Source organism: Treponema sp. R6D11 (assembly GCF_054786075.1).
Genome location: NZ_BDHD01000002.1, coordinates 1 through 15,108, shown reverse-complemented (window position 1 = coordinate 15,108; position 15,108 = coordinate 1). Strand labels below are relative to the sequence as shown.

The window sequence follows — 15,108 nt, the reverse complement described above, 5'->3', positions numbered from 1 at the left end:
TTTAATTTTCCAGAATAGTAATTTCTACTCTTCTGTTTTTTTTCATTCCTTCTTCGGTTTTGTTATCCGCTATCGGCTTATCCGCTCCGTATCCGCGAATCACCATGCGGTCGGCAGTACGAACTTTATTGGCAAGGAAATAATCCGCCACCGCTTTTGCCCTCTCTTGTGAAAGCTTGATATGATCGTCTCTTGTTCCTCTCGCCAAAGCCGTATGCCCGCTTATTACAATATCTCTATCGGGATAATTTTTTATAATAGCTGAAATTCTTTCAAGTTTTTCCAACTCTCCCGGAAGCATCTTGTTAGAGTCGGCGTAAAATTGAACATTCTCCATTCTTAATGAAATACCTTCGTCTACAACATTAACAACAACATCGGGGATTTTAAGGCGATCTATTTCTTTTTCAATTTCCGCCGCAAATTGTTCTTTGTTCATTGTTTCAGACTCGATAAATTCAGCCTGCGCTGTTCCGCGAAACTCTATTTTTCTTTTGTCTGACATTTCAAAAGTCAGGCGGAAACTTTCCTCGTATGCGATTGCCTGTCCAAGCGAATGACTCCAGTAAACAATTTGATCAAAATCGCCCATAATACGCACAGGATAAAGACGACCCTGCGCAGCTTGGGGTCTTGAAGCTATTTTATAACTTACGGAAAATGCGGGATAACTTTTCCCCTTCCATTCGCGCTGCCCTACATAAGCATAATTCGCCGTAAACGGTATGCGGTACGGCTCTTCTATCCCAAACGAATCTCTAAAATCGTGTATCTCATAGCCTTCCGCTCTCCATGTTTCTAAAACTTTTAAATCTTTATCAGGAAATACAGGCACGTTACGCACAACCGGCATATAGTATTTTGGGTCTATAGTAAGGTATCCGAGTTTATCGCGCTCAAAAACAGAATCATATTCCCTTGTCCAATAAAATCCCGATCCTGTCTGCGCCTTGGTTGCGGAATCATAGACAATCCGCTCCGATGTTTGAAAAACAGCCTTGTGTACTCCCTTGCCGTCTTTTACATCAGTAACTTCTACCGCGATTCGGTTAAGTATTTCAGCGCGATGACTTAAAATGCCGTTTAAAAAAACCGCTTCGTCCACAACGGAAAGTATCCTGTATCGCGCGCCTTTTATGTGCTTATATTCAAAAACATCGCATTGCGCGTTAAAAGGGTGCAAAGTGTTTAATAACAGGAGAAGCGTGAAAGCGGGTATTAGTCTTTTTTTTGTCATAATGGTAATTATATACTTTTAATTGCTATTTGACTACTTACAGCCCCAGAAATCTCTGCGCATTTATACCAAGTATCAGGTTTTTATCCTCTTCTAAAAGCCCGCTATTCTCCAGTCCTTTTATGTAACGTGAAGGCGGCAGAAGCGGAAAGTCGCTGCCAAAGATAATTTTTTCGCAAATACCCAGTGCTTTTGCGGCTCGGTAAATTCGCTCATCAAAAAGATACGGGGTAACGGCGATGTCGTAGTATACATTGCGAAAACTTACCTTGATTTCTTTCATGGTCTCATAGATAAATATTCCGCCACCCCAATGGGCAAGAATTATTTTTAGATCGGGATTATTCAGTATAAATTTTTCTAGGTCTTGCATTTGTATATTTGTTTTTCCCGGATAATAATGACCGATAGTTTCGTTTGCGTGGAGCAATAGCGGTATGCCAAGTTCCTTGCAAGTATCTGTTAAACCGCAAGTCGCTTTTTCGTTAATAAGATCAAAACTCTGCCCTTCGGGGAAAAGCTCCCCTACCCCTTTAAGTCCGTTGTTAAAACAGCGTTCTATCTCTTTTGCCGTCTCTTTAGCGTGTTTTACACCGCCAGGTGGGACAACGGCAAAACCTGTTAATCTTTCGGGAAACTGTTTTATTTTTTCTATTACATAGTCATTCACATAACGGCACAAGCCTATATCATTAAAACCAAAACCAAAAATTACCGCTTTGTCAAAACCGTCTTTTTCCATTACGGAAACAACATCCTCCGCCGTGGCGAATTTATTTACCTTGCTGTGCGAAATTAACGAAAAGTACGGTTCTTTTTTTGCGTATTTTTTCCAGTCCTCAATAATATCAGGCGGCGTTACATGAACATGACAATCAATTTTCATAAGTGCCGCCTTGAGGACCCATAAAAATACCTATTTTATTCAAACCTGAAAGAAGCGGGACTCCTACAAGCATCGCTACAGACGCAAAAACAGCGCGTTCAATGGGGGCGGTAATTGTAAGCAAGAGCCAAACTTCTTTTGGCTGTTTGTACAATACAAGAGAGAAAAAATTTCCTATTGTAGCTCCGCCGATAAGACCGCTAAAAGCGCATAGCCAAACAGCGGGAAATTTTATCCATTTGTTTTTGCTTTCAAACATTCGCCGCGCGAAAATTACCGCTGTTATCAAAAAGACAAAACCCACTCCGTAAAAAATTAATGGAAAACTGATAACGCTTCTGCCGATTTCCTGAGTAAACCAAAGAATTGTCCCAACAAGATAAACGATAATCCCTCCGTTAATTATTATACTTCCGGTTGAACTGACGGCGACAGGAGGGAATTTTCCCCATGCGGCACACCCTGCTGTAAACGCCGTTGTTGTTCCTACAATAAAAGTGCCAAGCCCCATCCATGCGGTGTAAGGGGCGATTAAAGAGCCGATAAAGCCGCCTGCCGCAGAGCAAAGTGCGCCGCCTAACGGACCAAAAAATATTCCTGAAAGCGGATAAAGAACAGTGGACAATGAAAATGTACCGCCCGTTCCATAAATTGGAATAGTCGGCAATAAATGTCCCAATGCGATAACGGCAGACCAAACGCTTATAACGGCTGGGTGAACGGAAAAATGTTTACTTTTGTTAATCTTCACGTCTTCCATCAAATACAATCCTGTCCTTTTCCATTTTTATCAGTCTGTTAGCGTATTCGCCAGCTAAAAACATATTATGAGTAACAAAAATTATTGTAAAGCCCTTTGAATGTAACTCTTTTGCTATATCCATAACTTTTAAACTGCCTGAATAATCATTACCCACGTCAACTTCGTCAAGAATAATTATTTTACAGCCCATAGCGATAACGCACGCTATTAATGTCTTTACTTTGTCCGATCTATTTAACGCAGGAGGAAAAGCGTCCGCATAGTTAAGTCCCACTGTTTTAAGGCTTGCTTCCACTCTTTGCTTTATTTCTGTTTTTGAAAGACGCATATTTTTAAGAGCAAATGCAATTTCTTTGTAAACAGAATCAGTAAAAAGTTGGGTGTTGGGGTTTTGCATAACAAATCCTACGTCTTTGGAAATATCACTGACGGAAAGTTTTTTTGTACTTTTTCCGCAAATAAAAATGTCCCCTTCGCATGGACGCAAAAGACCTGTAATACATTTAAGAAGCGTAGTCTTTCCGCAACCGTTATTTCCGGTAATAGCGATAAAATCGTTATTTGCGATTTCCAAATTAATATTCTTTATTCCCGAACCATTTGAATATGAGAATGAAAAATTTTTTATGCTTATTACGGGGTTATCGCAAGTTTTATTTTGCGGAATAAAATTAGTAAAATTTTCGGCAATTGGCTGTATACAATTTTCTTTTAATAAATCGCTATTAGAAAAAATATTTTTAGCTGTATCAAGGGCGGCAATTTTTCCGTCCTTAAAAACGCAAACCCTGTCTGCGAATTCAGCCGCTTTTGTACTGTCGTGCGTTGTCATAATTACCGTTATATTTTCATTTTTACGCAACTCGCTTAAAACCGACATTACTTCCAGCGCGCCCTGCGGGTCAAGGCGGCACAGGGGTTCGTCAAGAACCAGTATCTTCCCCTTCATTGCTAAAACGGCTGCAATAGCAAGCCGCTGCTTTTCGCCACCGGATAAAGTCGAAGGTTGCCTGTCCTCAAACCCCGTAAGCCCCACTGCTTGCAAAGCCTGTTTAATTCTTATTTCCATTTCTTCGGGCGGCAAAAGAATATTCTGCAAGCCAAAAGCGGTTTCCTCACGAACAGACGATGTAAAAAGCTGTACGTCGGGATCGTCTAATGTCATTCCCACTTTTACAGCCAACTGCGGAACAGATGAATTTTTTGTGTCAACGCCGTCAACCTCGACTTTTCCCGATAAAGAGCCGCCTGAAACATGGGGGATTATTCCGTTAAGGAGCTTGCAAAACGTGGTTTTCCCCGACCCGTTTTCGCCCATTACGGCAAGAAATTCACCCTGCGAAACGGACAAATTTATCCCTTCCAAAGCGTTTTTTGGGGTATGAGGGTACATAAAACTAACATTTTCCAGTTTAATTACGGACATTCTAATTCAATATATATTATAACCGTGAAAAAAATAAGACTGCCTAAAATAAAGAAAAAATCACGTTTTTTCATTTTGGGCTGTTCAAGCCATGTTATTGTTTTATAAACGCCAAACGCTCTGGAATCCATCGCAACTGCGGAAATTTGGGCTTTTTGCATGGCATTTAACAAAAGGGGAATAAGCAGGTTTATATATGATTTTATCCCGAATTTACGAATTCCTCGCAATCTTTGAGCGTCCATAATTACTTGAGCTTCCGAGTTAAAAACAGGAATTAGGTTTAACGCTGATGTTATAATAAAGGCGGCTCGATAATTTACGCCAAAATTGCACAAACCTCTGGTTATTTTATGAAGGGGAGTTGCCTGAGTTAATACCGGTAAAATCATCATTAACGTAAAAAGACGGCAGATAATTATAACGCCGAATAAAAATCCGTCCCAATTAAGAGAACCTTTGCCGCCCAAAAACGGAAACGAGGTAGGAAAAAGTGGAATTATGATATAATTTTCACCTTTACCAAAGAGCGTTTGTATAAGAATAATAAATAACGCTAACAATGTAAGATTTTTAAAATATTTGAGACCCTTAAAAGGTATTCCTGCGGTAATTCTGATAATAAAAAATAACAACATCAAACTGACAACAGATGAAAAAGTGTCAACAAAAAAAACAAGAAAAGTAAAAAGAAAAACTATAAACAATTTTGTTCTGGCGTCTAAAAAATAAAAAACAGACATATTATTCTTTTACTATAAATTACCAAATTTAACAATAACTATAGACAAAAAAATAATTATGTACTATACTTCTTAATATATCACACAAAAAGGAGAGTGTATATGACCGATGCAAAAACACGCCTGGCGAACAGGGAAAGGCAAAGAAGGTATCGTGAAGCGCACAGAGACGAAATTAATGAACAGCGAAAAGAAAGGTATAACAGCAGAATTAAAAAAGGAAAATGCCCAAGATGCGGTGGAAAGGTAAAAAAAGGGTACATCTTATGTTCGGAATGCAGTGATTATCAGGCTAACCTGAACAGGAAGTACGCCAAACAAAAGAAGAAAACTACCGGAAAAGCTAAAGTTAAAAAATCAACAGTTAAAAAAGCAAAAGTAAAAAAAACAGCGACAAAGAAACCAAAAGCCAAAAAACATTAAAAAAGAAAAAATAATATCTGCACAAAAAATGAACTCGAAAACCGTGTAAAATTACACGGTTTTTTATTTGAAAAATTTTAATTTGAAGATTGCGTAAAAGGCAACTCGTTCTGGGGTTCTATCGCTTTCTTGGAAAGCAGGCGGTTAATAATAGCGGAATTATCAAGCAGGCTTGAAACAGACTGATTTTGATGAAGGCGCGAAATAACATCGGCAAACAGGCGCGTAATATTGACATTTACATACCATTCGCGCTTTACAACTTCTTCCTGATAGACGGCATTTGTCCCGATAATGCGGTAAAAAAGCCCTTCGCTGTAAGCTTCGTCAAAGTGTGAAATTGAATTACCAGAAAAAAGAGGCAGGCTGATAGCGCATATAATTCTGCGCGCGCCGTTTTCTTTTAAATGCCTCATGCCCTTTATCAGCGTACCGCCTGTTCCTAAAATATCATCTGCCATAAAGACGGTTTTATCTTTTACATTACCAAGCAGACGTATTTGCGAAATATTTGATTGGGACGCGTCCTTTGATATTTTTGAATAATCTCTTTCTTTGTACAAAAGAGCCAAAGGCTTTTTAAGCGCGGAAGCGTAGAATTTATTTCTGTCAACAGCGCCGGTGTCTGGAGAAACAACTACAAAGTCATCGTTTAAAATATCGTCCATATTGATTAATGTTTGTATAATTTGATAACTGGCATGAAGGTTTTCAAGGCGTATTTGATTAAACACATTCATTATATCCCTTGAGTGAATATCAAGGGTAATAATATTGTCTACTCCAAGGCTTTCAAATATTTTTCCTATTCTGCTCGCGGTAAGCCCTTCCCTTCCCTTTGCCTTGTGTTGGCGCGAATAAGGATAATTCGGTATAACAAGAGTAATCCGCTCGGCTCCCGCTTGGCGCGCGGCGTCAACTGTAACAAAAATTGTCATAAGGTGATCGTTTGTCGATAAATTATTGACAGTTTCGCCGGAAAAATTTACAGGATAATGATTTTCAACATCTTGAAAAATATACACATCTTTCCCGCGGATAGATTCCTGAATCTCGGATTTTATCTCGCCGTTAGGAAACAATGTAAATTTAACAGGAACTTTAAGTGGTCCGTTATTTTTATCGGAACCGCTTTGGGATAATGTTCCACGCGCGACAATTTTATTTATCAGATCTATTTGGAGACCGATTCTGTCGGCTTCTATACTGTAACGTTTGGAAAGTTCTTCTACTGTTTGTTTACGGCTTATTCGATATTTATGACGAAGATGTTGAATTACTTCATTTGCAAAAATGTCCCCGCCGGGACAGGCAATAATGGCTAAATTCGCAGGATTGAAGTATTTCATAAGTTAACTAATAATTACAGAAATTAAAAAATTAATCAAGCCCAGCCGCGGCTTCTTTCTACCGCTTTATGCCAACCGGCGATTAATTTTTCGCGTTTTTCATTGTCCATTTCAGGGGAAAAAACTATATCCTCCCGCCAGCGGCTTTTAACCTCGTTTAAATCTTTCCAGAACCCTGTTGTAATTCCGGCAAGACACGCCGCGCCAAGAGCCGTTGTTTCCCGAATAATCGGGCGGACAATCCGCATACGGCACATATCAGCCTGAAACTGCATAAGGAATTTATCCCTGCTTGCGCCACCGGCAACTTTTAACTCTTTTAATTTTACTCCAAGATCATTTTCCATTGCGTTTAAAAGATCCATAACCTGATACGCTATAGATTCCTGCGCCGCCCTGATAATGTGCGCTCTTTTTGTTCCGCGAGTAATCCCAATTATACAACCTCTCGCATACATATCCCAATACGGAGCTCCAAGCCCCGTAAACGCAGGAACAAGATAGACGCCTCCTGTATCCTTTACCTTACTCGCAAAATATTCACTGTCCGCGCTGTCGGTGATAATACGCAATTCATCTCGTAACCATTGAATAACCGCGCCGCCCGTAAAAACCGAACCCTCAAGCACATATTGAACTTTTTCGCTTAAACCGGCGGCAATTGTAGTTAAAAGACCGTTCGCACTTTCGGCGGCGTTATGTCCTGTGTTCATTAACAGGAAACAGCCAGTGCCATAAGTGCATTTTGTATCGCCTTTTTCAAAACAGCATTGCCCAAATAACGCCGCCTGTTGATCTCCCGCGTTACCCGAAATTGGTATTTCAACGCCGTTAATGTTGGCGGACGCAAAGATTGCCCCAGACGGCTTTACCTGCGGGAGTATCGCGCGCGGAATATTTAATGCTTTAAGAAGCGTATCGTCCCAATCAAGTTTATGAATATCAAAGATCATTGTTCTGCTTGCGTTTGTGTAATCCGTCACATGAGCTTTGCCGCCTGATAATTTCCAAATAAGCCATGTATCTACAGTGCCAAAAAGTATTTCACCTTTTTGCGCTTTCTCCCTTACGCCTTCTACATTATCAAGTATCCATTTAATTTTAGTCCCTGAAAAATAAGCGTCGTGAATAAGCCCCGTAGTTTTTTTTATATGATCTCCAAGTCCGTCTTTTACAAGTCTATCTACAATTGCCGATGTTCTTCTGCATTGCCATACAATCGCGTTATAAACGGGCTTGCCTGTATTTTTATCCCAAAGAATTGTCGTCTCACGCTGGTTTGTTATGCCGATGGCGGCTATATCGCTTGTTTTTATTTTCGTCTTGGAAATAATATCCGTCATTACCGCGTATTGGGTAGAAAAAATTTCCATTGGATCATGCTCCACCCAGCCTTCTTGCGGATAAATTTGGGTAAACTCCTTCTGCTCTACCGCGACAATATTTTGTTCATGATCAAAAAGAATCGCGCGAGAGCTTGTAGTTCCCTGATCCAGTGCAAGAATATACTTTCCCATAATTCTTACTCCATACTATTTGGTCTTCATTACTTCCACGCCGTTCCAGTCGGCAGGCGGCGGCGCGGAAGCGTATTCCACGCATCTTTTGTACAGATTGTCAGCGTTAAAATCGCCTGGTAACGCTTCAAGCGCTTCCTTAAATTTTTGCGCGGCTTCGGCAAAGGAACGCGCATAATAAAGTTTCATTCCCTGATTATGCAATGACCATGATTTTTGCTCCTGCGGCGTGAGGGTTCTTTTTACTGTAAAAATTCTTACTCCCTTGGTTTTACCTTTTACCGCGACAGTATCCAAGAGCCTATAAAACAATCCCGCATTTGGAGCTATTTGGCGCAATTCCTCAAAAAGGCTTTCAGAAATTAAAATTTCAGAGTGATAAGTTTTTGTCAGTCCTTCCATGCGCGACGCCAAATTTACCGCGTCTCCGATTACCGTGTAATCCATCTTGCGCTCGCTTCCGATATTGCCGACAGTAACTTCGCCAAAGTTAAGCCCTATGCCGATTTTAAATTCGCATTTGCCAAGTTTGCGTTGGTTTTCGTTGAATTTTAAAACCGCATCTGACATTTCCAAAGCCGATAAAATAGACTGTAACGCGTCATCTTCGTGTTTTTCTGGAGCGCCCCAGATAGCCATGATAGCGTCGCCAATGTATTTATCTACTATTCCCTTTCTGTTGTAGATAATGTCAACCTGTCCCGAAAAATAGCGGTTAAGAGAGTTAACCAAATCGTCTGGAGCCATACCTTCAGAAATTGTGGTAAAGGAGCGAATGTCGGAAAAAAGTATTGAAAGTTTGCGATTATCGCCAACGAGCATTTTTTCGGGAGACGCGAAGAAGCGTTCGATTACGTTATTAGGCACATACTTTTGGAAAATTTGACGGATACGCTCCTCTTTTTTCCCTGCAAGAACAGCCTCAAACGCATAACGCTTTATTTGCGAGTACGCCCTTTCCAATTCATCTGTCATATTATTGAATGTATGCGCAAGAATACCTGTTTCATCGTTATATTCAACTTCAACTTTAGATGAAAGATCCGCGGTCTCAATTATAGATTCCATAGTTTTAACAATCTTCCCCAACGGATTTGTTAGGCGGCGGGTAACAATAATAAGCATAAACACGGCGATAGCTACCGAAGCTCCAAGAGAAATGACAGTTTGGTACGCTATCATTTTTGCGTCTTCAAAAAACACTTGCTCTTTTTCGCTGATCAAAATATTCCAGTTAAAGGGAGTAAAATAAAAAGCTTGAAAAATACGTTTTTCGCCGCCTATGACGGCAGTTTGCAACCCTTGGTATTCACGATCAAGAAGCTGTAACAGCGTCTTTGACTCGTAAGGCGATAATTCAATCTCGGAAGTAGACATAGCTACTTTCCCGGAATTATCTACAGCAAAGATTATTTCCGTATCGCTTAGAAGAATACTGCGCCCGTACTGTTCCACGGCTTTTTCCGCCGCTTCTACCATTTCCGGTTTTCCGGCATAGTTATTATCAACCAAAAGCGACCATTGATTATTGGCGTATTTTTCCAGTTCTCCCAGTTTAAACCCTAAAAGCTCTCTGGCAAGGCGGGTAATACCGTTTACAGCCTGAAAATAGGACGCAGTTTCCGCCAAAACAAGCGGAACGATGATTAAAGGCAATATAACAAGGAACATTTTGAACCGAATTTTCATGATATTTATTGTAAAGAAATTCGGTAAATTTCTCAAGAGGGACTGAAATTCCTCCGATATAAATACTATGAAACGTTATAGTATCAAGTGTTTACCGGGCAATACGGAGTATGTGGATATTCTTAAAGAAATGGACAATGAATATCTGGTTCGCTTTACGCGATGTAATGGCGGAAATACAAAAACAACCGAAGAAACCATTACCAGACATTTGTTCAATATTTGCGTACAAACCGGCTATTTAAATCCAATAGCTGACGGTTCTGCAGCCTAACACACCATTTCTGAATATCAATTCCGCACCGGATCAGGCGTTACTCTTGTTGTAACGCCTGTAATTCTTTTAAGGCATTTTGCGCAATATCAACCTGTCTTTTTAACCTTGTCATTTCCTGTTCCTGCGCCTTATTCACTGTATTAAGCCTGTTAATCTCCGCGGTAGAATTGGTTTTATCCGCTTCCAATGTCGATATTTTTGTATCTTTATCCGTAATACTTGTTTCTAACTCGCTGATTCTGCTTGTAAGCCCTGAGCCGCCGCTTTTTAAAGCGTCGTTTGTTTTTTGCATTTCATTGATTTTTTCTTGCAGTTGTACATTTTTTGCCTGTAAATCAAACTGTTCCGCGCCAAGCGAAGATCCGCTGTTTTTTCGCGCGTCAATTATCATCGCTTCCACAAAATCAATCGACTGGTTATAAAAATCCCTTCTTGATTGGAACACACGCGATGAGGCAAGCGTATTGGTATTACAAAAGTGGCGCAGATTTTCAACAACGCGCGACGCCTGATCATACTGTTCATTTTTAATATAGTCCTTCACAGAGGCAAGCCCGCCTGAAACTTGGGCGTCTATAGCGGCGATTCTTTCCTGTTCCGTTGTAAGCCTGTCCAATTCGCTATTTGCGTAATCCAATTCGCCTGATGTTTTCTGCTGCGCCGCTGCGTATTCCCTTGTTCTTTCGTCAAGTTGCGCGCGAAGACGGGCTTCTCTTGAGCGGGAAGCTTCTAAAATTTGCGACTTTTCGTCCTGTAATACCGCAAGCTCATCGCGGAAAGAATTTTGCAAAGCTAAAAGTCTTTCTTGAGCCGCTATTTGTTCTTTTGTAAGCTCCTGATTACTGGAATATAATTTTGAAAGCTCATCGTCAACTTCGTCCAACCGCGTTGTTATCGTCGTTATTTCCATTTCCTTTTCAGCTATTTTTTCAGACGTATCTTTGCGAATTTCCTGTATGAGCGTACGCTCTGTTATATCATAAACGGCTTTTCCTATCCTTACCTGAGAATCTTTCTTTCCGTAAAAAGAAAACAGAAAAAATACTCCCGCTAAAAGCACAATTACAGCGGCAATATTTACAGCTAACGGAAAACCCGCTCCGCTCTTTTTTGCTTTTATAATTATTTCGCCTTTTTTATCTTTATCAATTTGCGTTGTCTTGGAAAGAAGCTTGCGGTTTTTCTCGGCTATTCCGTTAATTTTAGAAAATATTTCCTTCTGTTCTTCTATTGATATTCCCGATTTTTCATCAAAAACAATATCGTCTTTACTCATCATTACTCCTATACGCCGGTTACTTTCTCTGCTTCTTTCGCCGAAAGCCTTATTCCTCCGGCTTTTAATCCGCGCACATTGTAATCCTGCGCTTTAAAATTTTCCGAAAGAACTTTAAGCCGAGGTTTGGGTTTATAGTGGACAGTAAATGTAAATTTCGGCTTAATATCTATGTGCAAAACTTCAGCCCCATCTGGTACAAGGAAATAATCCTTGTTCATTATCCAACCCTCAATTACACAGCGTTTAATGCACGGGTAGCCTGTATCTTTTTCCTTGTAAATAATTGTAAAAATTGTTTTAGAAAGAATATCCTTGTCCGCCGCTCCAATAAACCACGCTTCCGCCCCGATAAACGCCTTTTCGCTTAAATCCATAACTGTATACATTCCGTTTTTGCGAATTGCAAGAATACGGTCATAAGGCGACACTTCCGCAATCTTAGCTCCCGATACATTTGTGCCAAGGTAGCCTGTTTTATTGTCATACCTAAGCTCAACATCGCGCTTAACAACTTCTTTGGCGATAATTTTGTTAAATGCGCCAACTAATGTTTTTCGCGCCCCGCGACCGATTTCCTCATTTGCTTTTATTTTTGTAATAATCCCTTTAAGATAAGAAACCGAATATGCTGTTATATTTTTTAGGTGGCTATTAATTTCTTTTATACGCGCCTGTATCTGCTCCATTTCCTCACGGGCTTTATTAATGTCGTATAACGATATTCTGCGGATTGGTATGCGCAAAAGGTGTTCAACATCATCATCTGTAATTTTTCGCGGTCCTATTTCTTTTAAGAAAGGTTTAAAACCCGCAAGCACCGCATCCTGTACTCCCTTTGCCGTTTTCATTTTTTCGATAGCTTTATAAATTCGCTCTTCTATGAATATTCTTTCCAAAGTACGCAGGTGCAATTTGTCCAATAATTCTTTTTTCTCAAGCTCCAATTCTTTTGTAAGAATTTTTACAAGCTGTTTAGCATGATACTTTATAATTTCCGTTACAGTCATAACGGCGGGAAGCCCGTTTTTAATTACCAAAAGATTTACCGAAATTGATTGTTCGCACTCGGTAAACGCATACAGAGCGTCTACTGTCTCTTGAGCATATACGCCGCGGGCAAGTTTAATTTCTATTTCAACTTTATCAGTAGTAAAATCATTAATGCCCATGATTTTAATTCTTCCGTTTCTTGCGGCGGAATCTATGCTGTTTATTAAACTTTCAGTAGTAGAGCCAAACGGAAGTTCGGTAATAAGAATGCGTTTTGGGTCGGACGTGTCCATTTTGGCGCGGACTAAAACTTTTCCGTTTCCGTCAGCGTACTCTGAAACATCTACATAACCGCCAGTGGGGAAATCAGGGAAAAGTTCAAACTTTTTTCCGGTAAGGCAGGCGATTTCAGCTTCCAATACTTCCAACACATTGTGCGGCAAAATTTTTGTTGACATGCCGACGGCGATGCCCTCAACGCCCATAACAAGAACCACGGGAATTTTTGCCGGAAAAAGAACGGGTTCTCTGTTTCTGCCGTCATAGGAATCAGCCCATGCTGTAAGTTTTGGATTGTAAAAAATATCTTTTGCAAGAGGCGTTACGCGACACTCGATATAGCGCGGGGCGGATGCGTCGTCGCCTGTAAACAGGTTGCCAAAGTTCCCCTGCCTGTCGATAAAAAGCTCTTTGTTGGCAAGAACAACCAGCGCAGGGTTAATGGAAGCTTCTCCGTGGGGGTGGTACTTCATACAATGCCCTGTTACGTTGGCGACTTTATGGAATTTACCGTCGTCCATTTCAAACAGGGAATGAAGGATACGCCGCTGTACGGGCTTAAGACCGTCTTCAAGATCAGGGATAGCCCTGTCCTTAATTACATAAGAAGCGTACTCAAGAAAGTTTCGATCAAAAAGATTTTTTATAAAAGCCATTACTTAACAGTATAACAAGAGAAGGTATCGCGTCAATATTACTTAACCTATTTCTTTTTTTGGAAAGCCCCGAATTTATAACCTAATCCCAACTGAATACAATAACGCCTATATTCGACTGTTCCTGCCAAAGTGGAAGAATCATAAAAATCCATAGAAAACCTTGGGTCTATAACAAACATTCCTGTCTCACTTCTGTCTTTTATGCCGAATTGAACGCCTGCAAACCATGAATACATAGAAGGTTGAATTTTTCCCCCTATTGAAAAATTCCAGGCGGCTCCTCCATAAGGTTCCAGCGAATAATTATTATCTACTTTTAAAACAAATTTTAACGCTACGGGCGTTTCCAGCATTAAATCAGTAACTTCCTCGGCGGCGGAAATATACTCTTGGGTTATCTGCGCTCCCGCAGCCAGAGACATAAATCTTACAAAATGAAATTCCGTGCCAACTTTCATACCAAAACCAAGTAAACTAATCTCATCATATCCATCGTAATAAATTTTAGGCATCCATAATGCGCTTATTTCAAAATACAACCATCTATCGCGGGAATCGCCGCGTTTAACGGGAAGATCCGGTATATTGGAAAGTAGCTCATAAACAATAATAGAAACCAATTTACTTACAGAAGCGTCGGTAACAGAAAAAAGAAGTTTTTTCCTGCCAAGAGGCTCGCCTGTTCCGCTATCTAACATCTCCAATATAAAATAATATCCTTCCTCTTGCGCTTGAGCTTTAATTTCCAATGACGAATTAACATCGCCTTTTGCGTCTATAAAGTAAATTTCTTCGGGTTTTTCAATAGAAAAATATTCACGTCTGCCCGGAGCATTTTTTACGGGAGGAAACGCTCTTTCCGAAATAGCGCTGTAACTATCTTTTTGTCCGGCAGACTGGTCTTTAGGCGGTTCTTTGACGGGTACGCCGCTGACAGGCTCAATCGTCCCTTTAAAAATATAACTACTGTCGTTTTGCGACTCTACAACTATATGACGTTGAAAAAAGACTTCATAACCCAGTTGTTTATAAAAGTAATCATTATCCTTCTCTTTGCCGTATCCGGCTATAGGAGAAACATAGATTTTATATTCATTGGGTTTTTGCCCTGATGTTTGTCCAAAGAGCGAAAAACAAAGAAGGAAAAACAATGTAAAAAATGTAAACTTTCTCATATTACTATTTTAACTTTTATTGGCTAATATTTCCAATCCTTTTACAGGTTATCCAGCGTCTTCTATCAGATTTTTCATTATATATTCGCGTCTTTCAGGGGTATTTTTGCCCATGTAGAAATCCAGCACCTGCGGAACCTGTTTTAAGGTGTTTACCGAAACAGGCACTATCCGCATATCTTCTCCAATAAATTGCCCAAACTCCTTGGGACTTATCTCGCCAAGCCCTTTAAAACGGGTTATTTCGCACTGGGCTCCAAGCTCCGCTGCGGCTATGTCGCGTTCTTTTTCCGTGTAACAGTAGCGGGTCTCTTTTTTGGTGCGGACTCGGAACAGCGGCGTTTCCAAAATATAAACATGACCCGCCGTTATAAGCTCCTCAAAATAAGAGAGGAAGAAAGTTAATAAAAGGTTGC

At 40.2% G+C, this 15,108-nt stretch carries 13 protein-coding genes and 1 pseudogene; 2 read left to right on the top strand and 12 right to left on the bottom strand.

Annotated features, from left to right (window positions below; all coding sequences use genetic code 11):
* Position 1 precedes the first annotated feature (1 nt).
* The 5 genes from ACYVTD_RS00570 to ACYVTD_RS00550 are packed head-to-tail and all read right to left on the bottom strand — an operon-like array spanning position 2 to position 5,055.
* The gene (locus ACYVTD_RS00570) at positions 2-1,237 is read right to left on the bottom strand and encodes an OmpA family protein (protein ID WP_461245830.1); all 1,236 of its coding nucleotides are present in this window, start codon (positions 1,235-1,237) and stop codon (positions 2-4) included.
* Between the two features lie 37 nt (positions 1,238-1,274).
* Positions 1,275-2,123 carry an amidohydrolase family protein gene (locus tag ACYVTD_RS00565; protein ID WP_461245829.1) on the bottom strand — a complete coding sequence of 283 codons (849 nt, stop codon included), beginning with the start codon at positions 2,121-2,123 and terminating at the stop codon, positions 1,275-1,277.
* Positions 2,113-2,883: an ECF transporter S component gene (locus ACYVTD_RS00560; protein WP_461245828.1), complete on the bottom strand. Its 771-nt coding sequence runs from the start codon at positions 2,881-2,883 to the stop codon at positions 2,113-2,115. Before ACYVTD_RS00560 ends, ACYVTD_RS00565 begins: the two co-directional genes overlap by 11 nt.
* Positions 2,864-4,312: an ABC transporter ATP-binding protein gene (locus ACYVTD_RS00555; RefSeq protein ID WP_461245827.1), complete on the bottom strand. Its 1,449-nt coding sequence runs from the start codon at positions 4,310-4,312 to the stop codon at positions 2,864-2,866. The genes ACYVTD_RS00560 and ACYVTD_RS00555 overlap by 20 nt, the downstream gene beginning before the upstream one ends.
* Positions 4,303-5,055 (bottom strand): energy-coupling factor transporter transmembrane component T family protein, encoded by a 753-nt coding sequence (locus tag ACYVTD_RS00550; RefSeq protein WP_461245826.1) that lies wholly within the window; start codon positions 5,053-5,055, stop codon positions 4,303-4,305. Before ACYVTD_RS00550 ends, ACYVTD_RS00555 begins: the two co-directional genes overlap by 10 nt.
* A 102-nt stretch (positions 5,056-5,157) precedes the next feature.
* Between ACYVTD_RS00550 and ACYVTD_RS00545 the strand changes: the two genes are divergently transcribed.
* Positions 5,158-5,478, top strand: coding sequence for a hypothetical protein (locus ACYVTD_RS00545; RefSeq protein WP_461245825.1), 321 nt, complete (start codon positions 5,158-5,160; stop codon positions 5,476-5,478).
* Between the two features lie 77 nt (positions 5,479-5,555).
* On the opposite strand, the gene prs is transcribed toward ACYVTD_RS00545, so the two are convergent.
* Genes prs through ACYVTD_RS00530 form a run of 3 tightly spaced genes read right to left on the bottom strand, consistent with a single transcriptional unit; the run spans position 5,556 to position 10,033 of the window.
* Complete coding sequence (gene prs / locus ACYVTD_RS00540) at positions 5,556-6,827, bottom strand: ribose-phosphate diphosphokinase (protein WP_461245824.1); 1,272 nt, start codon at positions 6,825-6,827, stop codon at positions 5,556-5,558.
* Positions 6,828-6,862: 35 nt separating this feature from the next.
* A complete protein-coding gene (gene glpK / locus ACYVTD_RS00535; RefSeq protein ID WP_461245823.1) occupies positions 6,863-8,344 on the bottom strand; it encodes a glycerol kinase GlpK in 1,482 nt (493 codons plus the stop codon).
* A 15-nt stretch (positions 8,345-8,359) separates the two neighbouring features.
* Positions 8,360-10,033, bottom strand: a complete 1,674-nt coding sequence (locus tag ACYVTD_RS00530; RefSeq protein ID WP_461245822.1) for an adenylate/guanylate cyclase domain-containing protein — start codon at positions 10,031-10,033, stop codon at positions 8,360-8,362.
* 67 nt (positions 10,034-10,100) lie between these two features.
* Here ACYVTD_RS00530 and ACYVTD_RS00525 point away from each other — a divergent pair, with 67 nt between their 5' ends.
* The gene (locus ACYVTD_RS00525; protein WP_461245821.1) at positions 10,101-10,307 is read left to right on the top strand and encodes a hypothetical protein; all 207 of its coding nucleotides are present in this window, start codon (positions 10,101-10,103) and stop codon (positions 10,305-10,307) included.
* A 40-nt stretch (positions 10,308-10,347) separates the two neighbouring features.
* On the opposite strand, the gene ACYVTD_RS00520 is transcribed toward ACYVTD_RS00525, so the two are convergent.
* The 4 genes and pseudogenes from ACYVTD_RS00520 to ACYVTD_RS00505 form a co-directional block, all read right to left on the bottom strand.
* The gene (locus ACYVTD_RS00520; protein WP_461245820.1) at positions 10,348-11,589 is read right to left on the bottom strand and encodes a hypothetical protein; all 1,242 of its coding nucleotides are present in this window, start codon (positions 11,587-11,589) and stop codon (positions 10,348-10,350) included.
* Between the two features lie 5 nt (positions 11,590-11,594).
* Positions 11,595-13,514, bottom strand: coding sequence for a DNA topoisomerase IV subunit A (locus ACYVTD_RS00515; RefSeq protein WP_461245819.1), 1,920 nt, complete (start codon positions 13,512-13,514; stop codon positions 11,595-11,597).
* A gap of 47 nt (positions 13,515-13,561) precedes the next feature.
* Positions 13,562-14,692, bottom strand: a complete 1,131-nt coding sequence (locus ACYVTD_RS00510) for a hypothetical protein (protein ID WP_461245818.1) — start codon at positions 14,690-14,692, stop codon at positions 13,562-13,564.
* Between the two features lie 48 nt (positions 14,693-14,740).
* Positions 14,741-15,108 (bottom strand): annotated as a pseudogene (locus ACYVTD_RS00505) (type IIA DNA topoisomerase subunit B); the annotation flags it as partial.

Bases quoted from the DNA above. Each gene is read 5' to 3' on its own strand.
- ACYVTD_RS00570 (WP_461245830.1), bottom strand. From the start codon at position 1,237: ATGACAAAAAAAAGACTAATACCCGCTTTCACGCTTCTCCTGTTATTA.
- ACYVTD_RS00565 (WP_461245829.1), bottom strand. From the start codon at position 2,123: ATGAAAATTGATTGTCATGTTCATGTAACGCCGCCTGATATTATTGAG.
- ACYVTD_RS00560 (WP_461245828.1), bottom strand. From the start codon at position 2,883: ATGGAAGACGTGAAGATTAACAAAAGTAAACATTTTTCCGTTCACCCA.
- ACYVTD_RS00555 (WP_461245827.1), bottom strand. From the start codon at position 4,312: ATGTCCGTAATTAAACTGGAAAATGTTAGTTTTATGTACCCTCATACC.
- ACYVTD_RS00550 (WP_461245826.1), bottom strand. From the start codon at position 5,055: ATGTCTGTTTTTTATTTTTTAGACGCCAGAACAAAATTGTTTATAGTT.
- ACYVTD_RS00545 (WP_461245825.1), top strand. From the start codon at position 5,158: ATGACCGATGCAAAAACACGCCTGGCGAACAGGGAAAGGCAAAGAAGG.
- prs (WP_461245824.1), bottom strand. From the start codon at position 6,827: ATGAAATACTTCAATCCTGCGAATTTAGCCATTATTGCCTGTCCCGGC.
- glpK (WP_461245823.1), bottom strand. From the start codon at position 8,344: ATGGGAAAGTATATTCTTGCACTGGATCAGGGAACTACAAGCTCTCGC.
- ACYVTD_RS00530 (WP_461245822.1), bottom strand. From the start codon at position 10,033: ATGAAAATTCGGTTCAAAATGTTCCTTGTTATATTGCCTTTAATCATC.
- ACYVTD_RS00525 (WP_461245821.1), top strand. From the start codon at position 10,101: ATGAAACGTTATAGTATCAAGTGTTTACCGGGCAATACGGAGTATGTG.
- ACYVTD_RS00520 (WP_461245820.1), bottom strand. From the start codon at position 11,589: ATGATGAGTAAAGACGATATTGTTTTTGATGAAAAATCGGGAATATCA.
- ACYVTD_RS00515 (WP_461245819.1), bottom strand. From the start codon at position 13,514: ATGGCTTTTATAAAAAATCTTTTTGATCGAAACTTTCTTGAGTACGCT.
- ACYVTD_RS00510 (WP_461245818.1), bottom strand. From the start codon at position 14,692: ATGAGAAAGTTTACATTTTTTACATTGTTTTTCCTTCTTTGTTTTTCG.